Here is a 19,292-nt window from a genome sequence, read left to right on the forward strand (position 1 = left end):
AGCAACGCATTGTGGCGAAAATGCAACGGTGACTGTGGCCAGTCAAGCACTACGTGAGCTGCGATAGACGGAAACACCGAGCTCGCGGATCTTCTTGCGTAGCGTGTTACGGTTGAGCCCGAGCAGATCGGCGGCCTTGATCTGGTTGCCGCGAGTGGCGGTAAGCGCGGCCAGGATCAGCGGATACTCCATCTCGGCAAGCACCCGATCATAGAGGCCGGCAGGCGGCAAAGTATCGCCAAAGCTCGCGAAATACTGACGCATGTTCTCCTCGACCGCCTGCGAAATGGTCAGCGACCCGGGCCGGGCCGCCGCCTTCTCGATCGGGCTGTCGGGTATCTCGGACCGCAGTTCGTTTTCGATGATTTCGCGGGTGATGACGTCCTGTGGATAAAGTGCCGTCAGCCGCCGCACGAGGTTCTCAAGCTCACGCACATTGCCCGGCCACGGGTGCGCCTTCATCAGTTCGAGCGCCTCATGGTCGAAGCGCTTGACATCAAGCCCTTCCTTTTCCGCCTGCTGGACAAAATGGCGTACGAGATCCGGGATATCCTCCGCCCGGTCGCGCAGCGGTGGCAGGCGCAGCGGCACCACGTTCAGACGGTAATAGAGGTCCTCGCGGAAAAGGCCCTGATTGATCGACTGCTTCAGATCCTTGTTGGTCGCCGCGACGATGCGTACGTCCGAGCGGATCGGCGTGCGGCCACCAACGGTCGTGTATTCCCCCTGCTGCAGCACGCGCAGCAGGCGGGTCTGGGCATCCATCGGCATGTCGCCGATTTCGTCGAGGAAGAGCGTGCCGCCTTCGGCCTGCTCGAAACGTCCGGTCGAGCGCATCTGCGCGCCGGTGAAGGCACCCTTCTCGTGGCCGAAGAGCTCCGATTCGATCAGATCGCGCGGGATCGCGGCCATGTTGATCGCCACGAACGGACCGTTGCGGCGTTTGCCATAGTCGTGCAGCGCGCGGGCGACGAGTTCCTTGCCGGTTCCCGACTCGCCGGTGATCATCAGCGTCAGGTCCGTCTGCATCAACCGTGCAAGCACACGATAGATTTCCTGCATCGCCGCGGAGCGGCCGACGAGCGGCATCCCGTCCTGCGTATCGTCGTCGAGCTTTGCCGGACGGCGCTTGGGCTCGGCCAGCGCCCGACCGATGATGCCGATCAGCTCCGTCAGATCGAAGGGTTTCGGCAGATAGTCATAGGCGCCCTTCTCCGACGCCTTGATCGCCGTCATGAAGGTGTTCTGCGCGCTCATCACCAGCACGGGCAGATCAGGACGCGCCTTCTTGATACGCGGCAGCAGATCAAACGCGTTTTCGTCGGGCATCACGACGTCGGTGACGACGAGATCGCCGTCACCGGCCGCAATCCAGCGCCAGAGCGTCGCCGCATTGGAAGTGATGCGGACATCGTAGCCGGCACGGCTGAGTGCCTGGTTGAGCACGGTGCGAATGGCTGCGTCGTCATCCGCGACGAGGATCGTGGCACCCGTCATGCATGGTTTCCTTTTGTCATCGGCATATCGTCTTCGTCCGCAGCCATGCCTTTTGAGGCCGGCATCAGGACGCGGAAGGTCGTACGGTTCTGCTGGCTGTCGCACTCGACGATGCCGCCGTGACCGCCAATGATCTTGGCAACCAAAGCAAGGCCCAGACCGGAACCGTTGGTCTTGGTGGTGATGAAAGGATCGAACAGGTGCGGCAACAGGTCCGGCGGGACGCCGGGACCGTTGTCGTGCACGCAGAATTCCAGTGGCAGCGAGATCTTCTCGCGTGTTCCGGCAACCGACAGGCGGATGCCTGGCCGATAGGCCGTCGTCAACACGATTTCACCATCGCCTCGTTCGCCGATCGCTTCAGCCGCGTTCTTGATCAGGTTGAGAAAGACCTGAACCAATTGGTCGCGGTTGGCGTAAACAGGCGGCAGCGACGGATCGTAATTTTCCGCGAACTTGAGATGGCGGGCGAAGCCCGCCTTGGCGATCGCCTTCACGTGGTCAAGCACCGAATGGATGTTGAGCGGCACCCGGTCAACCGGCCGCTCGTCGGAAAACACTTCCATGCGATCGACCAGCGAGACGATGCGGTCGGTCTCGTCGCAGATGAGGCGCGTCAGCGCCCGATCCTCATCATTGACAGAGCTTTCGAGCAACTGTGCCGCGCCGCGAATGCCGGAAAGCGGGTTCTTGATCTCGTGCGCAAGCATCGAGGCAAGTCCGGTCACCGAACGGGCAGCACCACGATGGGTCAGCTGCCTGTCGATCTTGTCGGCCATCGAACGTTCCTGGAAGACGACGACGACCGAGCCTGGCTCCGACAGCACGGGCGCGACATAGAGGTCGACCAACTTGTCTGCGCCAAGACGCGGCGAGCTCAGATCAACGCGGTACTCATTGACCGGCGCCCTGCGTTCGCGCACCTGCTCGATCAAGGTCAGAAGCGGGCTGCCGAACGGGATGAAGACGCTGATGTTGTGGCGAGCCAGGTGATTGGCGCTGGCGCCAAAGAAAGATTCGGCTTCCCAGTTGGCGAAGGCGACGAGGCCGTTGGCGTCGACCAGGATCACCGGGTTTTGAATGGCATTGAGAACAGCCATCGACAGACCGTTGGCGGCTGAATCCGGAATGCTGGGCTTCTCGGTCATGCAGCCAGTCCTTCTGCAATCGCATCACTCTTTGCTGCCGTCGCGGCACCATGAAGAATGGCGGCTGACGCGCGCGCACTGACGAAGCGGGCGTCGGTCGACGTCAGGATCGCCGCCTTCTCGGCACCGGCGAGACCGCCGGCAAAACGATCCAGATACCAGGCGACATGCTTGCGGGCGTGCCGCAGGCCGGTATCGACGCCGTAGAACTCCAGCATCATCTCGTAGTGCTCAGTGAAGATCGCCGCGATTTCCGCCTGCTCAGGACGGTTGGCAGCACCGGCGAGTATGCCGACATGCCACGGCCGTCCCTGGGACGAACGGCCCGCCATCACTGCATCGGCACCGGAACGCCGGCGAATCTCGTCGGCGTCGGCCACCGTCTCGACATCGCCGTTGGCGACCAAGGGGACGGTCACGACCTCTCGCACCTGACGAATCGCATCCCAATCCGCCTTGCCGTTATAAAACTGCATGCGGGTACGGCCATGCACGGTGATCGCCTGTACGCCTGCCTCTTCGGCTCGCCTGGCGATCAGTGGTGCATTGATTGAGTTTTCATCCCAGCCGAGCCGCATCTTCAGCGTCACCGGGACATCGACCGCATCGACGGTCGCCTTGACCAGCGAAAGGGCGTGATCAGGGTCGCGCATCAGCGCCGAACCGGAGTAGCCGCCAGTCACCTTCTTTGCCGGGCAGCCCATGTTGATATCGATGATATCAGCACCGTTGTCGGCAGCGATCTTGGCTGCCTCGGCCATCCAATGCGCCTCGCGCCCGGCAAGCTGGACGATGTGCGGCTTGATGCCGGAATTCTTCAGCCGCGCCCAGGATTCGGACGCGTTGCCGACCAGTTCACGGCTTGCCACCATCTCGGTCACGACAAAGCCCGCACCGAAGCGCCAGGCAAGCCGGCGAAACGGGAGGTCGGTGACACCGGACATGGGAGCGAGCGCCACCCTATTGCGGATGTCGACATTTCCGATGCGAAACGGGGACGAGAGAGCCGGAATTGGCAATTGCATATCTTTCAGGCACATGTTGTTCCTGCACTATTTTTAGACATTGTTCTCAAGCTTGCCAAGCGATTTCGGCGCCTTACGCAAATTTCCCGGCTTACAGCGCGGCGCGTCGCTCAGGACGCGCCAGGGTCGCTATAAGATTTCAGGCCTGTTGCACAAATTTGCCCTCAGATCGTTTCCGACCCGAGGCATTATGCAGTGCTGGCAAAGCACGCCCCTTCGCGGTACATCACGGCGAAGATCGGCGAATGCGGGACCTCATACAGAAGATGCAGCCTCAAGAACAGCTTAAGTGCGGCGTGGTGATTGTAGCTGCCGGACGCGGCGAGCGCGCCGGCCAATCCACCGAAGGCCCGAAGCAATATCGAACCGTCAGCGGCAGACCCGTTATCGCCCATACGCTTGACACTTTCGCGACATGGCCGGGCGCAGGTCCGATCGTCGTCGTCATCCATCCCGACGACGAAGAACTGTTCAAAGCAGCGCGCAAACACTCCGTCGCGGGCGACGTGGTCATCGTTCATGGCGGCGCAACACGGCAGATGTCTGTTCTCGCCGGCCTTGAAGCTCTTGCTAGGATCGGCTCGCGTTACGTGATGATCCAGGATGCGGTTCGTCCTTTCGCCGATCATGCGCTGCTCTCGCGCTGCGCGGCCGCTCTTAGCGACGACGTCAAGGCCGTTCTGCCGGCGGTCGCCGTGGCCGACACGTTGAAGCGCGCGGACAAGGACGGCGTTGTCATGGAGACCGTACCGCGCGACGGACTCTATGGCGCGCAGACCCCGCAGACCTTCGACCTCGCCGCCATTCTCGGCGCGCATCGCAGCGCCGCAAAAAGCGGCCGCACCGATTTTACCGATGACGCCTCGATCGCCGAATGGGCAGGCCACAAGGTCGTGCTGGTCGAGGGCACGGTCGACAACGTCAAGCTGACATTGAAAAGGGATATCACCATGGCCGACGAGAAGCTCAAACAGGCCGCCCTGCCCGACGTGCGCACCGGCAACGGCTACGACGTGCATCAGCTCGTCGAGGGTGACGGCGTGACGATTTGTGGTGTCTTCATACCGCACACGAAGAAGCTCTCCGGCCATTCCGACGCCGATGTGGCGCTGCATGCGCTCACCGACGCGCTGCTTGCCACCTGCGGCGCCGGCGACATCGGCGACCACTTCCCGCCGTCGGACCCGCAGTGGAAGGGCGCGCCGTCGCGGATCTTCCTGGAGCATGCGGCGCGGATCGTGCGCGAACGCGGCGGCGTGATCACCAATGCCGATGTGTCGCTGATTGCCGAAGCACCAAAGGTAGGGCCCCACCGCCTGACGATGCGCGAGAACCTTGCGGAGATGCTCGCCATCTCGCTCGACCGTTGCTCGGTCAAGGCAACGACCAACGAGCGCCTCGGCTTCGTCGGCCGTGATGAAGGCATTGCGGCGATTGCCACCGCTACGGTCGTCTACGGGAACCTTTCCTGATGTGGCCCGCGGACATCGAAGTCCAAGCCGGGCAAATCATCGCGCAGTGCACGGCGCACGCCCTCAAAGTCGCAACGGCTGAATCCTGCACCGGCGGCCTGATCGCTGGAGCACTGACCGAGATTTCCGGCTCATCCGCCGTCGTCGATCGCGGCTTCGTCACCTATTCCAACGAGGCAAAGGTCGCGATGCTCGGGGTCGAGACGGCAACGCTGACCGCCCATGGCGCCGTCTCGCGGCAGACGGCGATCGAGATGGCACGGGGCGCGGTGCGAAATTCAGCCGCGGACTTTGCGGTCGCCGTCACCGGCATTGCCGGCCCGAGCGGCGGCTCCGTTGAAAAGCCTGTCGGGCTTGTGCACCTCGCAGCGGCTGGACGAAGCGGCGCTTTGCTGCATCGGGAGATGCGCTATGGCGACATCGGCCGCAGCAATGTCAGGCTTGCGACCGTCCGCACCGCGCTCGATATGCTGATTCAGATCGCTCAGGCCGAATAGATACTATCGGCGCGCTTTTCGAAGGCGTCGGAAAACATGCGAAACGCGCGGTCGAACATCGAGCCCATCAGCGCGCCGAGAATGCGGCTCTTGAACTCGTAGTCGATGTAGAAGTGCACGATCGACTGGCCCTCGCCCGAGGGCTCGAAGCGCCAGCGGTTGTCGAGATACTTGAACGGCCCGTCGATGTATTTGACGTCGATCACGCGCTCGGCCTTGTTCAGAAGCACCTGTGTGGTGAAGGTCTCGCGGATCGCCTTGTAGCCGACCGTCATGTCTGCCAGTAGCAAGACCTTGCCGTCGCGCTCCTTGCGCGTGCGCACCGTCAGCGCTTCGCAGAGCGGCAGGAACTGCGGATACTGCTCGACATCGGCAACGAGGTCGAACATCTGGTCTGCGGTGTGCTTGACGACGTGGTTTGTTTCGAAATGCGGCATAGACGGGAGTTAAGCGGGCGAACCGAGAAGATCAAGAAGCCTCTGCACCTGGCGCCGCGATTTCAACTGCAGAACGGGCACATCCGGGCCGTGCTCAGCAAGACCCGCGACGATCCGTGGCGAGAACTTCTTCTCGAAGGTCCAGATGAATTCGAGGAACTCCCGGTCGATCTTCTCGATGCAGCCCGGCGCCATCTCCGGGCGCGTACGCCCGAAATATTTCATCCAGCGGATCACGACGCCCCAGATGCAGAGAAGCCGCGGCATACGCACCCAGATCACAATGTCGCTTCTCGGCACGCGGATATCGAATGTGGAAGGTCCGGTGCCGTCCATCACCCAGCGTTCACCGGCAACCCGTTCGATAATGCGTCGGCGCTGCTCCGCTCTGCCGCGTTGTACCCAACCGGGCAGCCACAGGATATCACGGTCGATCGAAATGTAGGTCAGCTGGAACTGGCGCGCCAATTTTTGCGAAAGCGTCGACTTGCCGCCGCCGGAGCATCCAACCACGAGGATGCGCCTAGCCTTGCGAATATGGTCGACGGCAACGGCATCGTCGACAAAGTTGACCCTTGCCGGTTTTGGTGGCTGCTCCATGGGAACCCCCGGGAAGTCGGGAAGAATGCACCAAATGCGAAACTCCGGCACGCGGCCGGAGCTTCCAGTGTTCTGGTGTGCCGGACCGTTAGCCGGCGGTAGCCGCCAGCTTCTTTTCGCGGGCAGCGCGCAGGCGGGTGAAGTCGTCACCGGCATGGTGTGACGAGCGCGTCAGCGGGCTCGACGAAACCATCAGGAAGCCCTTGGTGTAGGCGACGGTCTCGTAGGACTTGAACTCCTCCGGCGTCACGAACTTCTCGACCTTGTGGTGCTTGCGGGTCGGCTGCAGGTACTGGCCGATCGTCAGGAAGTCGACATCGGCAGTCCTGAGGTCGTCCATCAACTGCAGCACTTCGGTGCGCTCTTCCCCGAGGCCGACCATGATGCCGGACTTGGTGAACATGGTCGGGTCCAGTTCCTTCACGCGCTGCAACAGGCGAACGGAGTGGAAGTAACGTGCGCCAGGGCGAACCGTGAGGTAATTGCCGGGAACCGTTTCCATGTTGTGGTTGAAGACGTCGGGCTTGGCGGCAACGACACGTTCCAGCGCACCCGGCTTCTTCAGGAAGTCCGGCGTCAGGATCTCGATGGTGGTCGTCGGCGAAGCCTCGCGGATCGCCCAGATCACCTTCTCGAAGTGCTCGGCGCCACCATCTTCCAGGTCGTCGCGGTCGACCGAGGTGATGACGACGTGGCTGAGGCCCATCTGCTTGACGGCCTTGGCGATGTTGGCCGGCTCTTCCATGTCGAGCGCATTCGGCTTGCCGGTCGCGACGTTGCAGAAGGCGCAGGCGCGGGTACAGATCTCGCCCATGATCATGAAAGTGGCGTGTTTCTTGTCCCAGCACTCGCCGATGTTGGGGCAGCCGGCCTCCTCGCAGACCGTGACGAGCTTGTGGCTCTTCACGATCGAGCGCGTCTCCTGGTAGCCCTTGGACATCGGCGCCTTGACGCGGATCCACTCCGGCTTGCGCATCACTTCCGTATCGGGCTTGTGCGCCTTTTCCGGGTGGCGGACGCGTTGCGCCCGGTCAGAGACGGCATCGAATACCGTTACCATACTGTCTTCCTCGTCGCGGTGGGCCGGCATCAGGCCGGTTGACCCATTTTCGCTCTATATAGACGGCCCGACCAGAAATGTCAGGCCGTCTATTTTCGAAGCCCGACGGAAGCACAGAGGGCCCGGCAGACTATCGTTTTACGACCCGACCAGCGGCGATCAACAGGCATGCGCCGATGAAGCCGATGATCAGGTAGGCGACCCAGCCGGCATAGGCCATGCCGAAGGCCGCCAGGACGAAATTCAGCACCACCGCACCGATGATGCCGAGTATTATGTTCATGATCAGCCCCATGCTGCTGCCCATGAACTTCTCCGCGAGCCACCCGGCCAAACCGCCGACGATGATCGCAGCCAGAATACCGACGCCGTTCACGCTCATTTTGGTCTCCGTGCATTGGAAATGAGTCCATTAGCAATGCCAAAAATACACCAAAAACGCGGACACCGAAACTATCAGGCGTTGAGCGCGCGGCCGTATGCGTCGAGCACACTTTCCTTCATCGTCTCCGAGATCGTCGGATGCGGGAAAATGGTGTGCATCAGGTCTTCTTCGGTCGTCTCGAGGTTCATCGCCACGACGAAGCCCTGGATCAGTTCGGTGACTTCGGCCCCGACCATGTGGGCACCGAGCAGTTCGCCGGTCTTCTTGTCGAAGATCGTCTTGACCAGGCCCTGATCCTCGCCGAGCGCGATCGCCTTGCCGTTGGCAACGAAGGGGAAGCGACCGACACGGATGTCGCGGCCGAGTTCCTTGGCCTTGGCTTCGGTGAGGCCGACGGAAGCGACCTGCGGGTGGCAATAGGTGCAGCCCGGGATTTTCAGCTTGTCCATCGGGTGGACATTCGGCAGGCCGGCGATCTTTTCGACGCAGATAACGGCCTCGTGCTCGGCCTTGTGGGCGAGCATCGGCGGGCCGGCGACGTCGCCGATCGCGTATACGCCGGGAACATTGGTCTTGCCGTAGCCGTCGATGACGATGCAGCCGCGGTCGGTCTTCACGCCGAGCGTTTCAAGCCCGAGGTTTTCGATGTTGCCCTGGACGCCGACGGCCGAGATCATCCGGTCGGCGGTGATCTTCTCAACCTTGCCGTCCTTCATCTCGACATGGGCAGTGATCGAATTGGCGGCCTTGTCGACCTTCGTCACCTTGGCAGAGAGGTGGATCTTCATGCCCTGCTTTTCGAACTGCTTCTTGGCGATGTTCGAGATCTCGGCGTCTTCCACGGGCATGACGTTCGGCATGACTTCGACGACGGTCACGTCCACACCCATGGTGCGGTAGAAGGAGGCGAACTCGATGCCGATGGCGCCGGAGCCCATGACCAGCAGCGACTTCGGCATTTCCTCGGGCTTCATCGCCTCGAAATAGGTCCAGATCAGCTTGCCATCGGGCTCGATGCCCGGCAGCGCGCGCGGACGGGCGCCGGTCGCGATGATGATGTGCTTGGCGGTGTAGGTGCCCTCGCCCTTGGTGTTCTTCGGCAGCGGCGCCTGCGGCTGGACGACCGGCTTGGTCGACTTGCCGACAACGATCTCACCCGGCTTCGTCAGCTTGGCTTCGCCCCAGATCACGTCGACCTTGTTCTTCTTCATCAGGAAGCCGACGCCGCCATTCATGCGCTCGGCGATGCCGCGCGAACGGGCGACGATTGCCTTCAGGTCCGGCGTCACCGTGCCTTCGATCTTGATGCCGTAGGCACCCGGATGCTGGGCATAGTGCAGAACTTCGGCTGAGCGCAGCAGCGCCTTGGTCGGGATGCAGCCCCAGTTGGAGCAGATACCGGCCAGATGCTCGCGCTCGACAACCGCGGTCTTGAGACCCAGCTGTGCTGCACGAATGGCGGCGATGTAGCCCCCCGGACCCGAACCGATGACGATGACGTCGTAATTCTCAGCCATGTGTTTCCTGCCTTTGTCTCAAGCGACCTTGCGGGTGAGAAGCACCCAGTCGTGTTTCTTGCTTTCTTCAAAGAGCCGAACCGCCTCGACGCGCGCTGCCTCGCCGAAACCGCTTGCCCTGTATAGTGCCTGTGCCCTGTCGTTATGGCTTTCGGTGATCAGGCTCACCGGCGCCGAACCGGCGCGCTTGAATTCCTTGGCCAGAAGCGCTCGGCCGATGCCGCGGCCACGCTGATGGCGATAGACGCCGAGGCTTTCGATGAACCAGTGACCGACGATCTGCCTTTGCAGCGCCAGCAAGGGTTCGAGAACCGGATGCCCGGCGACGACCTTCGACACGTCTGGGCCGATCGCATAGCCGACGGAAAGGCCCGCCACCTCATCATCAACCTCGGCTACCAGCGCATCCCGCCAGTTGCCCGGCCCCGGTTCTTCGCGCAGTTTGTTGCGGCCGCGTTCGAAAGCGGTGTCCGTCACCCCATGCTGCACCGCGCCGTACCAGAGCCAGGAGGCAAAACCCTGTGCTGCGATATCGACGAGGATGGCGAGCTCGGCCGCCTCACGTCGTTCCGCCGGACGAATGGTAATGCCGCCGGCCATTGTCAGACCCCGAGCATCATCCGCACGACCGGCTCCAGCCCCCGGCCGATCGCACGCGTATTCTCCGCATCAAGATGCACGCCATCGAGTGGGGTCGTTTGAGCGACCGATCCGGCATCGAAGAAGCCACAATCGAGTTCGTCGGCGAGATCGCGATAAAGCGGCGCCAGTATCGCCGACTGCTCGATGCCGCCTGCAAACATGGCACCAAAGCCGGCATCCGCCGTTTCACACAGCGTCGGCGGCGAAACGATCAGGATTTCCGGTCCATCCTCGCTTTCGACCGGCCAGTCATGCCGGCGCACGAGGTTGACGAGACGCTGAATGCCTTTGACGGCGCCGAATGCGGTTCCGTGGATCACCGGCTTCATGTCGTTGGTGCCGAGCAGGAAGATGATGAGGTCGAGCGGTGCGTGGCTGTGCAGAACCGTCGGCAGCACCTTCGCTCCATTGCGGTCGCAATCGGCAAGGTGATCGTCATAGGCCGTTGTGCGACCGTTCAGTCCTTCGGCGATCACCTGGACATCCGGGCCAAGCGTCTTCTGCAGCACGCTCGGCCAACGATCGGCAAGCGCATGGCGGCCGCCATCGGTGGCATCGTAACCCCAGGTCAGACTGTCGCCGTAGCAGAGAACCGTTTTCATTTACTTTCCTCCTGGACCGGTGAGGAGATCCGAGCGCGGACGAGGGCCCAGTGGACGACCACAGCAAACGCACAAGGAGTAACCGCACCGATGAGGTAGAGCAGATCAGTCAATCCGCGGTCTATGCCATCGTTCAAATAGATCGCGGCGACGACGCCCCCTGTCGAGACGGCCAGTAAGAGAACGAGCGAAAGCAGCATGCCTTGCCTCAAGGCCGCGACCGGTGCGGTTCGCATCTGCGCTCCGAACGACACGAGACCAACGATCAGCGTTACTGGAAGGAGGTTAAAGCTCACCAACGAGAAATCCGGTCCGTCAAACGGCAGTTCCTCGGCCCCTAAGATCTTCACCAAGGAAAGGGCAAAGACCCAGAACGCCAAAAATCCTGCGAAACCAGACAAGAAAGATGCGCCAACCGACACTCCGAAAGCCCGCAGAATACGGGAAATCAGGGATGCCGGTTTGCGCATCTCGTCCATTCAGGCCCCCAAGGTCAGACCAGCATGCCCATCGGGTTTTCGATGTAGCGCTTGAAGGCTCCGAGCAGTTCGGCGCCGAGCGCGCCATCGACGCAGCGATGGTCGGTCGAGAGCGTGACGGTCATGACATTGGCGATGACCATCTGCTTGTTCTTGACGACGACGCGCTCCTCGCCGGCGCCGACCGCAAGGATCGTGGCGTGCGGCGGGTTGACGACGGCGGCGAAGTTCTTGACGCCCATCATGCCCATGTTGGACACCGCCGTGGTGCCGCCCTGGTACTCCTCGGGCTTCAGCTTGCGGTCCTTGGCGCGCTGGCCGAGGTCCTTCATCTCGTTGGAGATGGCCGACAGGCTCTTCAGCTCCGCCTGGCGGATGATCGGGGTGATCAGGCCGCCCGGGATAGACACGGCAACGCCGACGTCGGCGTGCTTGTGCTTGACCATGTTGCTCTCGGTCCAGGAGACGTTCGCGTTCGGAACGTCACGCAGAGCCAGCGCCAGGGCCTTGATGACCATGTCGTTGACGGAGAGCTTGTAGACCGGCTTGCCGTCCTTTTCAGGGGCAGCGGAATTGAGCTGGGCACGGAGCGCCAGCAGCGCGTCGAGCTCGCAATCGACCGACACGTAGAAGTGCGGGATCGTCTGCTTGGATTCGACGAGACGCTTGGCGATCGTCTTGCGCATGCCATCATGCGGCACGAGCTCGTAGGAACCTGGCTCGAACAGCTTGAGAACGGCGTCTTCCGACATGCCCTTGGCAAGCGGGGCTGCGGCCGGTGCAGCGGCGCCGGCAACAGGTGCTGCCGCAGGCTTTGCCGTGCCACCGGCAACCGCAGATTCGACGTCCTTCTTGACGACGCGGCCATGCGGGCCGGTACCGGCGATCGCCGACAGGTCGATGCCGGCGTCCTTGGCCAGACGACGAGCGAGCGGCGACGAGAAGACGCGTGCGCCTTCGGACTTGGCCGGCTGCGACGCAACAGGGGCGGGAGCCGCCGGTGCGGCAGCCGCAGCCGGAGCGCTCGGCGCTGCCGGCGCAGGCGCTTCGGTCTTGGCAGCGGGAGCCGGTGCGGCTGCGCCATTGCCGCCCTTGGCGGCAGCAGCGACATCCTCGCCATCAGCAGCAAGAACGGCGATCAGCGCGTTGACCTTGACACCTTCGGTGCCGGCGGGAACGACGATCTTGGCAACGGTGCCTTCATCGACGGCCTCGACTTCCATCGTCGCCTTGTCGGTCTCGATCTCGGCGATCACATCGCCGGACTTGACCTTGTCGCCTTCCTTGACCAGCCACTTGGCCAGATTGCCTTCTTCCATCGTCGGAGAGAGGGCAGGCATTGTGATGTTGATAGGCATCGAAGGGCCCTCCCCTTATTTGTAGCAAACGGCTTTCACCGCATCGACGACTTCGGCGACGTTCGGAAGCGCGAGCTTCTCGAGGTTCGCGGCGTAAGGCATCGGCACGTCCTTGCCGGCGATCGTCAGGATCGGGGCGTCAAGGTAGTCGAAGGCCTGCTGCATGACGCGGGTCGCGATTTCGGTACCGACCGACGACTGCGGATAGCCTTCTTCGACGGTGACGAGGCGACCGGTCTTCTTGACCGATTCGATGACCGTCGGCAGGTCCATCGGACGGATGGTGCGAAGGTCGATCAGTTCGACGTCGATGCCTTGAGCTTCGAGTTCGGCAACCGCCTTGACGGCATAGGTCATGCCGATGCCGAAGGAGACGACCGTTGCGTCCTTGCCGACCTTGTGGATGCGGGCCTTGCCGATCGGCAGCACGAAATCGTCAAGCTTCGGCACTTCGAAGGACTGACCGTAGAGGATTTCGTTCTCGAGGAAGATGACCGGGTTCGGGTCGCGGATCGCGGCCTTGAGAAGACCCTTGGCGTCGGCAGCCGTGTAAGGCATGACGACCTTGAGGCCGGGGATATGGCTGTACCAGGCGGCATAGCACTGCGAGTGCTGGGCGGCCACGCGGGCAGCGGCACCGCTCGGGCCGCGGAAGACGATCGGAGCACCCATCTGGCCACCGGACATGTAGAGCGTCTTGGCGGCGGAGTTGATGATCTGGTCGATCGCCTGCATGGCGAAGTTGAAGGTCATGAACTCGACGATCGGACGAAGGCCGGTCATGGCAGCGCCGACGCCGACGCCGGCAAAGCCGTGTTCGGTGATCGGGGTGTCGATGACACGGCGCGAACCGAATTCCTGCAGCAGGCCCTGGGTGATCTTGTAGGCGCCCTGGTATTCGGCGACTTCCTCACCCATGACGAAGACGTCGTCGCTGGCGCGCATTTCTTCGGCCATGGCGTCGCGAAGCGCTTCGCGAACGGTCATCGTCACCATTTCGGTGCCGGCTGGAATTGCCGGATCGGCAGCGACTTCGACCTTCGGCTGGGCGGCAACCGGTGCCGGTGCGGATGTAGCCGGACCTTCGGCTGCGGCAGCCTTCGGCGCTTCGGCCTTCGGTGCGGCGATATCGCCAGCGCCTTCGCCATCCTGCAGCAGCACAGCGATCGGGGTGTTGACCTTGACGCCTTCGGTGCCGGCGGCGATCAGCAGCTTGCCGATCGTGCCTTCGTCGACGGCTTCGACTTCCATCGTTGCCTTGTCGGTCTCGATTTCGGCGATGACGTCACCGGAGGACACCTTGTCGCCCTCGTTCTTCAGCCATTTCGAGAGCGTGCCTTCCTCCATGGTCGGGGAAAGGGCGGGCATAAGAATTTCTACTGGCATGTTTGTCCCTCCCCGGATCAAAGCAGGATGTCGGTGTAGAGCTCGGATACATCCGGCTCCGGATCGGCCTGGGCGAAATCGGCGCTATCGGCAACGATATCGCGGACTTCCTTGTCGATCTGCTTGAGCTCGTCTTCGCTCGCCCAGCCCTTCTCCATGAGGCGGGCCTTCACCTGCTCGATCGGGTCATGCTCGGAACGCATCTTCTGCACTTCGTCCTTCGAGCGATACTTCGCCGGGTCGGACATCGAGTGACCGCGGTAGCGGTAGGTCAGCATCTCCAGGATGACCGGGCCCTTGCCGGCGCGGCAATGGGCGACAGCCTCATCGGCCGCAGCCTTGACGGCGCGGACATCCATGCCATCGACCTGGAAGCCCGGGATGTTGAACGAAACGCCGCGCTGGGAGAAGTCGGTCTGGGCCGAGGCGCGGGAAACGGCGGTACCCATGGCGTAACGGTTGTTCTCGATCACGTAGATCACGGGCAGCTTCCAGAGCTGCGCCATGTTGAAGCTCTCGTAGACCTGGCCCTGGTTGGCAGCACCATCGCCGAAGTAAGCGACGGAAACATTGTCATTGCCGCGGTAGCGGTTGGCGAAGGCGAGACCGGTGCCGAGCGACACCTGGGCGCCGACGATGCCGTGGCCGCCATAAAAGTGCTTCTCCTTGGAGAACATGTGCATCGAGCCGCCCTTCCCCTTGGAAAGACCGCCGCGACGACCGGTGAGTTCGGCCATGACGCCGCGGGCGCTCATGCCGCAGGCCAGCATGTGGCCGTGGTCGCGGTAACCGGTGATGACCTGGTCACCCTCCTTCAGCGCCGCCTGCATGCCGACGACGACAGCTTCCTGGCCGATATAGAGGTGACAGAAGCCGCCGATGAAGCCCATGCCATAGAGCTGGCCGGCCTTTTCCTCGAAACGCCGGATCAGCAGCATCTCGCGGTAGGCGCTCAGATCTTCTTGCTTGGAGAATTCGGCGAAGGTGCCGCCGTTGAAATCTTTCTTGGCCGGCTTTGCGGCACTCTTGCGGCTGGAAACGGACGCGGATTTTCGCGGAGCCATTCGTTCCTCCCAATGGTTAGCCTTTTGCGGTTACCATAGGGAAAGAAAGCGGACACAGCAATGCCATATTTGCATGGCTCGCATTCCGCGCAAATTACTGAATTTGCTTAATAAATTTCAATTAACCGACTTTCGGTTAATTCTGGACCCGATGAAAAATAACGATTTCGTCGCTTCGCGACATGTTGAGCGCGAGGCGAGCTTTTTCATCCAGCATGTCCCGTTCCAGCGACCCGTCACTCATGAGCTGAACCTCTTTTTCGAGGATCAATCGCTTCTTCGTGAGCTCATCCAGCCGCGCCTGCCGCTCGACGATCTGGCGATCGAATTGCTCGGTCGCCTTCAAGCCGTAGCCGCCGTGAATGGAATGATAGCCGAAGTAGGAGAGAAAGGCGACCGTGATCAGCGGCATGACCAGCCGACCCAATTTCCGCTTCTTATGATGCCGTGTCCACATCCATACATGCCCTGAAACGCAATACGAAAACGAGACTAGCGCCGATAGATTAACCGACCGTTGACCATGAATGGCAAGAAAGCAGAAACCCGCCCACGCGGCAGCGTGGACGGGTTTCTCATTAAAGACGAAGGCTGAGGCGATCAGCCGCGCAGGATCGAACGGCCGGCGTACTTGGCCTGCACGCCAAGCTGCTCTTCGATGCGGATCAACTGGTTGTACTTGGCGAGCCGGTCGGAACGGGCGAGCGAGCCGGTCTTGATCTGGCCGCAGTTGGTGGCAACCGCGAGATCGGCAATCGTCGCATCTTCGGTTTCGCCCGAGCGGTGCGACATGACGGCGGTGTAGCGCGCCTTGTGCGCGGTCTCGACGGCGTCGAGCGTTTCCGAGAGCGAACCGATCTGGTTGACCTTGACGAGGATCGAGTTGGCAACGCCCATCTTGATGCCGTCGCGCAGGCGGGCGGAGTTGGTGACGAACAAGTCGTCGCCGACGAGCTGGACCTTGGAGCCGATCTTGTCGGTGACGGCCTTCCAGCCGTCCCAATCGTCTTCCGCCATGCCGTCTTCGATCGAGAAGATCGGGTATTTGGCAGCGAGCTCGGCGAGGTATTCGGCCATGGCTTCCGGCTCGAGCGTGCGGCCTTCGCCTTCAAGCACGTACTTGCCGTCCTTGAAGAATTCGGTCGCAGCGCAATCAAGCGCGATGAACATGTCTTCGCCCGGCTTGTAGCCCGCCTTCTCGATCGACTTCATGATGAAGTCGAGCGCTGCCGGAGCCGAAGCGAGACCCGGTGCGAAGCCGCCTTCGTCGCCGACATTGGTGTTGTGGCCATCGGCATGGAGCTGCTTCTTCAGCGTGTGAAAGACTTCCGAGCCCATGCGCACCGCATCGCGCATCGTGTCGGCGCCGACAGGAACGATCATGAATTCCTGGAAGTCGATCGGGTTGTCGGCATGGGCGCCGCCGTTGATGATGTTCATCATCGGAACCGGCAGAACGTGGGCGTTCGGGCCGCCGACGTAGCGATAGAGCGGCAGGCCGGCAGCTTCGGCAGCAGCCTTCGAAACGGCCAGCGAAACACCGAGGATGGCGTTGGCGCCGAGGCGCGACTTGTTCGCCGTGCCGTCGAGCTCGATCATGGTCTTGTCGATCTGGATCTGGTTCTCGGCATCGAGACCGCCGATCGCTTCGAAGATCTCGCCGTTGACGGCTTCGACGGCGCGCTCGACGCCCTTGCCGAGATAGCGCGTACCACCATCGCGCAGTTCGACAGCCTCATGCGCACCGGTCGAAGCGCCCGACGGGACTGCCGCACGGCCGAAGCTTCCGTCTTCCAGGTACACGTCGACCTCGACGGTCGGGTTGCCGCGGCTGTCCAGAATTTCTCGGCCGATGATGTCGATGATTGCAGTCATGATCTCTTCCCTGCTTGAGGACGGTGGAATGGTCGGGGCCTGTCATACGCCAAGGCCTCGAAATTTCAATGGCGCGCAAGATGCAAAACAGTTCGCGCCATTGGGGTTCATGAAAATTTCACGAAGCGCCCCGGCGGTTAAGCCTTGGCGATCGCGTCGAAGGCGAGCAGCTTTTCGAGCAGCCGCGGCATGTCCTTCAGATGCACCATGTTCGGACCGTCCGACGGCGCATTGTCCGGATCTTCGTGCGTTTCGACAAAGACACCGGCAACGCCGACCGCAACGGCGGCGCGTGCAAGCGTCTCGACGAACTCGCGCTGGCCGCCCGAGGAGCCACCCTGCCCGCCCGGCTGCTGAACCGAATGGGTGGCGTCGAAGACGACCGGTGCGCCGAGCGAGGCCATGATCGGCAGCGAGCGCATGTCGGAGACGAGGGTGTTGTAGCCGAAGGATGCGCCGCGCTCGCACAGAAGCACGTTCGGATTACCGCTGTCGGTGAACTTCGCCAGCACGTTCTTCATGTCCCAGGGCGCCAGGAACTGGCCCTTCTTCACGTTGATCGCGCGGCCGGTCTTGGCGGCGGCCACCAGCAGATCGGTCTGGCGCGACAGGAAGGCCGGGATCTGCAGGATGTCGATCGTTGGGGCAACCAGGGCACATTGCTCTTCGGTGTGCACATCGGTCAGAACAGGAAAGCCGAATTCCTTCTTGAGATCAGCAAAAATCTCCATCGCCTTCTCAAGGCCGATGCCGCGCTTGCCCGAAAGCGACGTGCGGTTGGCCTTGTCGAAGGAGGACTTGTAGACAAGGCCGAGGCCGAGCTTCTTGCAGAGTTCCGACAGCGCGCCAGCCATCATGAAGGCGTGCTCGCGGCTTTCCATCTGGCAGGGGCCGGCAATCAGCGACAGCTTGTCAGCCTGCGCGAAGGCAACCTTGTGTGCACCCTCACCGACAACGACTCTGGCATTGGTTTTCATCATCAAGCTCCAAACGCGAAGATCACCCCTTGCCCCGGCATTTCGGGAACAATGAGGCGTCCGCCCATTTCTGCAAATTCGATATCGTTCTCGGCAAACAGTGCACGTGTCGCCTCGAGATCGGCAACGCGGAAGACGACGGCACGCCCGCGTAGGCCACGCTCGGCACCACGCACCGAGCGGCCGAAGAAGGCCTCCATGCCGGCGGCATTCAGCACCGAGACCTTGGCGTTGGTGGTGGCGACATCCATACCGAAGGAGTGCGCGGTAACCTCGCGCTCATCGATTGCTTCCTGAAGCAGGTATTGGAAATCTGTCGGATTGGCTTCCGATAGAACCACTTCTGAAATGCCGATCACGCCGTTTTCGTGCTGCTCCAGCGCCGCCCGATCCGTGGGCAACGCTCGCACGCGCTGACAGTTGAAGAGGAACAAATCCGGCGAGCGCAGATCGGCGGCAAACGCAAGGCGGAAGGACCCGAGGCCCTCGCGACCATCCGGTAACCTCATCGGCCGGGAGAACTCCAGCATATCGCCGCCGGAAATGCCGCGGGCACGGAAGCGGATATGATCGCTCGCCGCATCCTCCGTGCCGAAGACCAAAGCCGACAAGCCTTCAGGACCCTGGCGGAAGCGAAACGCCTGATCGCGGGCGACGAAGGCGTTGCCGTCAAGCGCAGCCGCTTCGCATTCCTCGCGGGAAGCAACGGCCAGAGGTTCGAGATAGGTGCCATCGGCAAAGAAGACACAAGCATCTTCGGTGCCGAAGGGGTGGCGGGCATCCTCCGCCACCGTAAAGCCGAGATCAGCAAGACGGCGGCGCGCCTGGGTAAGCGTATCCACCGGCAGCACGAGGTGATCGAGCGGGCGGGTGGTGCGCTTGGAGAGGCTCATGGCGGTTTCCCTGATGGTTCGCCGCTGTTTGCAACTTTTGGCCGGCGAATGCAAGTCGGGTCGCAGCCATGAAGCCGATCTGTCACCGGCGTCCAATTACAAGCCGTGAACCAAAACCTCCGCGCCGGGCCGCGCCCGCCGCAGAGTCATGTTTGCCAGCAAGTGCCGAACTGCCTCAGTAGTAGCCCGGAGCAGCCGTCGAGTTGGCGGTATTTCCCGCCCCGAGACCGGGGGCGGAGACTTGCGGCTGCGCGTAGGTGGTATTGGCCGAGGAGGACGTGGAGGCACAGCCCGCAAGCCCCAGCACAACCGCCAGCGGCACGAACAATGAAGCGATGAAGCGCATAGGTATTGACCCCTTTTTTTCAGTTTCGCTGA

20 protein-coding genes are annotated in these 19,292 nt (G+C 62.1%); 2 read left to right on the top strand and 18 right to left on the bottom strand.

Translation table 11 applies throughout. The annotated features are described in order from the left end of the window. Nucleotides 1-42: 42 nt before the first annotated feature. From ntrC to dusB, 3 genes are read right to left on the bottom strand one after another with little or no spacing between them, the layout of a single operon-like run. Nucleotides 43-1,497 carry a nitrogen regulation protein NR(I) gene (ntrC, locus tag MKZ91_RS19965; protein ID WP_336172822.1) on the bottom strand — a complete coding sequence of 485 codons (1,455 nt, stop codon included), beginning with the start codon at nucleotides 1,495-1,497 and terminating at the stop codon, nucleotides 43-45. Further along, nucleotides 1,494-2,645 carry a two-component system sensor histidine kinase NtrB gene (locus MKZ91_RS19970; protein WP_336172823.1) on the bottom strand — a complete coding sequence of 384 codons (1,152 nt, stop codon included), beginning with the start codon at nucleotides 2,643-2,645 and terminating at the stop codon, nucleotides 1,494-1,496. The genes ntrC and MKZ91_RS19970 overlap by 4 nt, the downstream gene beginning before the upstream one ends. Continuing rightward, nucleotides 2,642-3,685: a tRNA dihydrouridine synthase DusB gene (gene dusB / locus MKZ91_RS19975; protein ID WP_336172824.1), complete on the bottom strand. Its 1,044-nt coding sequence runs from the start codon at nucleotides 3,683-3,685 to the stop codon at nucleotides 2,642-2,644. The genes MKZ91_RS19970 and dusB overlap by 4 nt, the downstream gene beginning before the upstream one ends. Nucleotides 3,686-3,936: 251 nt before the next feature. On the opposite strand from dusB, the gene MKZ91_RS19980 reads away from it, so the two are divergent. Both MKZ91_RS19980 and MKZ91_RS19985 read left to right on the top strand, forming a co-directional pair. After that, nucleotides 3,937-5,142, top strand: coding sequence for a bifunctional 2-C-methyl-D-erythritol 4-phosphate cytidylyltransferase/2-C-methyl-D-erythritol 2,4-cyclodiphosphate synthase (locus MKZ91_RS19980; protein ID WP_336172888.1), 1,206 nt, complete (start codon nucleotides 3,937-3,939; stop codon nucleotides 5,140-5,142). After that, nucleotides 5,142-5,639 carry a CinA family protein gene (locus MKZ91_RS19985; protein ID WP_336172825.1) on the top strand — a complete coding sequence of 166 codons (498 nt, stop codon included), beginning with the start codon at nucleotides 5,142-5,144 and terminating at the stop codon, nucleotides 5,637-5,639. Before MKZ91_RS19980 ends, MKZ91_RS19985 begins: the two co-directional genes overlap by 1 nt. Here the strand turns inward: MKZ91_RS19985 and MKZ91_RS19990 are convergent. The 15 genes from MKZ91_RS19990 to MKZ91_RS20060 all read right to left on the bottom strand — a co-directional run bounded on the left by MKZ91_RS19990 (nucleotide 5,627) and on the right by MKZ91_RS20060 (nucleotide 18,914). Continuing rightward, nucleotides 5,627-6,076, bottom strand: a complete 450-nt coding sequence (locus MKZ91_RS19990; RefSeq protein WP_336172826.1) for a type II toxin-antitoxin system RatA family toxin — start codon at nucleotides 6,074-6,076, stop codon at nucleotides 5,627-5,629. The genes MKZ91_RS19985 and MKZ91_RS19990 overlap by 13 nt on opposite strands. 9 nt (nucleotides 6,077-6,085) lie before the next feature. Beyond that, nucleotides 6,086-6,676: an AAA family ATPase gene (locus tag MKZ91_RS19995; protein WP_336172827.1), complete on the bottom strand. Its 591-nt coding sequence runs from the start codon at nucleotides 6,674-6,676 to the stop codon at nucleotides 6,086-6,088. 88 nt (nucleotides 6,677-6,764) lie between these two features. After that, nucleotides 6,765-7,736: a lipoyl synthase gene (lipA, locus tag MKZ91_RS20000; protein WP_336172828.1), complete on the bottom strand. Its 972-nt coding sequence runs from the start codon at nucleotides 7,734-7,736 to the stop codon at nucleotides 6,765-6,767. A 130-nt stretch (nucleotides 7,737-7,866) separates the two neighbouring features. After that, on the bottom strand, nucleotides 7,867-8,118 hold the full coding sequence (locus MKZ91_RS20005; protein WP_336172829.1) for a GlsB/YeaQ/YmgE family stress response membrane protein: 252 nt from the start codon (nucleotides 8,116-8,118) through the stop codon (nucleotides 7,867-7,869). Nucleotides 8,119-8,192: 74 nt separating this feature from the next. Further along, entirely contained in the window at nucleotides 8,193-9,638 is a 1,446-nt protein-coding gene (lpdA, locus tag MKZ91_RS20010) for a dihydrolipoyl dehydrogenase (RefSeq protein ID WP_336172830.1), read from the bottom strand. 18 nt (nucleotides 9,639-9,656) lie between these two features. Continuing rightward, complete coding sequence (locus MKZ91_RS20015) at nucleotides 9,657-10,238, bottom strand: GNAT family N-acetyltransferase (protein ID WP_336172831.1); 582 nt, start codon at nucleotides 10,236-10,238, stop codon at nucleotides 9,657-9,659. Between the two features lie 2 nt (nucleotides 10,239-10,240). Next, entirely contained in the window at nucleotides 10,241-10,882 is a 642-nt protein-coding gene (locus tag MKZ91_RS20020; protein WP_336172832.1) for an SGNH/GDSL hydrolase family protein, read from the bottom strand. Further along, entirely contained in the window at nucleotides 10,879-11,361 is a 483-nt protein-coding gene (locus tag MKZ91_RS20025; RefSeq protein WP_336172833.1) for a hypothetical protein, read from the bottom strand. The genes MKZ91_RS20020 and MKZ91_RS20025 overlap by 4 nt, the downstream gene beginning before the upstream one ends. A gap of 14 nt (nucleotides 11,362-11,375) precedes the next feature. Then, complete coding sequence (locus tag MKZ91_RS20030) at nucleotides 11,376-12,719, bottom strand: pyruvate dehydrogenase complex dihydrolipoamide acetyltransferase (protein WP_336172834.1); 1,344 nt, start codon at nucleotides 12,717-12,719, stop codon at nucleotides 11,376-11,378. A gap of 15 nt (nucleotides 12,720-12,734) precedes the next feature. Then, entirely contained in the window at nucleotides 12,735-14,105 is a 1,371-nt protein-coding gene (locus MKZ91_RS20035; protein ID WP_336172835.1) for a pyruvate dehydrogenase complex E1 component subunit beta, read from the bottom strand. 17 nt (nucleotides 14,106-14,122) lie between these two features. Then, nucleotides 14,123-15,169 carry a pyruvate dehydrogenase (acetyl-transferring) E1 component subunit alpha gene (gene pdhA / locus MKZ91_RS20040; RefSeq protein ID WP_336172836.1) on the bottom strand — a complete coding sequence of 349 codons (1,047 nt, stop codon included), beginning with the start codon at nucleotides 15,167-15,169 and terminating at the stop codon, nucleotides 14,123-14,125. A 136-nt stretch (nucleotides 15,170-15,305) separates the two neighbouring features. Then, nucleotides 15,306-15,626: an FtsB family cell division protein gene (locus MKZ91_RS20045; protein ID WP_336172837.1), complete on the bottom strand. Its 321-nt coding sequence runs from the start codon at nucleotides 15,624-15,626 to the stop codon at nucleotides 15,306-15,308. A 143-nt stretch (nucleotides 15,627-15,769) separates the two neighbouring features. After that, nucleotides 15,770-17,044, bottom strand: a complete 1,275-nt coding sequence (eno, locus tag MKZ91_RS20050) for a phosphopyruvate hydratase (RefSeq protein WP_336172838.1) — start codon at nucleotides 17,042-17,044, stop codon at nucleotides 15,770-15,772. A 137-nt stretch (nucleotides 17,045-17,181) separates the two neighbouring features. Continuing rightward, entirely contained in the window at nucleotides 17,182-18,024 is an 843-nt protein-coding gene (gene kdsA, locus MKZ91_RS20055; protein WP_336172839.1) for a 3-deoxy-8-phosphooctulonate synthase, read from the bottom strand. Continuing rightward, nucleotides 18,024-18,914, bottom strand: a complete 891-nt coding sequence (locus MKZ91_RS20060) for a VOC family protein (RefSeq protein ID WP_336172840.1) — start codon at nucleotides 18,912-18,914, stop codon at nucleotides 18,024-18,026. Before MKZ91_RS20060 ends, kdsA begins: the two co-directional genes overlap by 1 nt. Nucleotides 18,915-19,292 lie beyond the last annotated feature (378 nt).

This window comes from Ensifer sp. MJa1 (genome assembly GCF_037026475.1).
Classification (GTDB): Bacteria; Pseudomonadota; Alphaproteobacteria; order Rhizobiales; family Rhizobiaceae; genus Ensifer.

What these genes read in the sequence shown, in the direction of transcription:
- ntrC (WP_336172822.1), bottom strand. Translation starts at nt 1,497, where the DNA reads ATGACGGGTGCCACGATCCTCGTCGCGGATGACGACGCAGCCATTCGC.
- MKZ91_RS19970 (WP_336172823.1), bottom strand. Translation starts at nt 2,645, where the DNA reads ATGACCGAGAAGCCCAGCATTCCGGATTCAGCCGCCAACGGTCTGTCG.
- dusB (WP_336172824.1), bottom strand. Translation starts at nt 3,685, where the DNA reads ATGTGCCTGAAAGATATGCAATTGCCAATTCCGGCTCTCTCGTCCCCG.
- MKZ91_RS19980 (WP_336172888.1), top strand. Translation starts at nt 3,937, where the DNA reads ATGCAGCCTCAAGAACAGCTTAAGTGCGGCGTGGTGATTGTAGCTGCC.
- MKZ91_RS19985 (WP_336172825.1), top strand. Translation starts at nt 5,142, where the DNA reads ATGTGGCCCGCGGACATCGAAGTCCAAGCCGGGCAAATCATCGCGCAG.
- MKZ91_RS19990 (WP_336172826.1), bottom strand. Translation starts at nt 6,076, where the DNA reads ATGCCGCATTTCGAAACAAACCACGTCGTCAAGCACACCGCAGACCAG.
- MKZ91_RS19995 (WP_336172827.1), bottom strand. Translation starts at nt 6,676, where the DNA reads ATGGAGCAGCCACCAAAACCGGCAAGGGTCAACTTTGTCGACGATGCC.
- lipA (WP_336172828.1), bottom strand. Translation starts at nt 7,736, where the DNA reads ATGGTAACGGTATTCGATGCCGTCTCTGACCGGGCGCAACGCGTCCGC.
- MKZ91_RS20005 (WP_336172829.1), bottom strand. Translation starts at nt 8,118, where the DNA reads ATGAGCGTGAACGGCGTCGGTATTCTGGCTGCGATCATCGTCGGCGGT.
- lpdA (WP_336172830.1), bottom strand. Translation starts at nt 9,638, where the DNA reads ATGGCTGAGAATTACGACGTCATCGTCATCGGTTCGGGTCCGGGGGGC.
- MKZ91_RS20015 (WP_336172831.1), bottom strand. Translation starts at nt 10,238, where the DNA reads ATGGCCGGCGGCATTACCATTCGTCCGGCGGAACGACGTGAGGCGGCC.
- MKZ91_RS20020 (WP_336172832.1), bottom strand. Translation starts at nt 10,882, where the DNA reads ATGAAAACGGTTCTCTGCTACGGCGACAGTCTGACCTGGGGTTACGAT.
- MKZ91_RS20025 (WP_336172833.1), bottom strand. Translation starts at nt 11,361, where the DNA reads ATGGACGAGATGCGCAAACCGGCATCCCTGATTTCCCGTATTCTGCGG.
- MKZ91_RS20030 (WP_336172834.1), bottom strand. Translation starts at nt 12,719, where the DNA reads ATGCCTATCAACATCACAATGCCTGCCCTCTCTCCGACGATGGAAGAA.
- MKZ91_RS20035 (WP_336172835.1), bottom strand. Translation starts at nt 14,105, where the DNA reads ATGCCAGTAGAAATTCTTATGCCCGCCCTTTCCCCGACCATGGAGGAA.
- pdhA (WP_336172836.1), bottom strand. Translation starts at nt 15,169, where the DNA reads ATGGCTCCGCGAAAATCCGCGTCCGTTTCCAGCCGCAAGAGTGCCGCA.
- MKZ91_RS20045 (WP_336172837.1), bottom strand. Translation starts at nt 15,626, where the DNA reads ATGTGGACACGGCATCATAAGAAGCGGAAATTGGGTCGGCTGGTCATG.
- eno (WP_336172838.1), bottom strand. Translation starts at nt 17,044, where the DNA reads ATGACTGCAATCATCGACATCATCGGCCGAGAAATTCTGGACAGCCGC.
- kdsA (WP_336172839.1), bottom strand. Translation starts at nt 18,024, where the DNA reads ATGATGAAAACCAATGCCAGAGTCGTTGTCGGTGAGGGTGCACACAAG.
- MKZ91_RS20060 (WP_336172840.1), bottom strand. Translation starts at nt 18,914, where the DNA reads ATGAGCCTCTCCAAGCGCACCACCCGCCCGCTCGATCACCTCGTGCTG.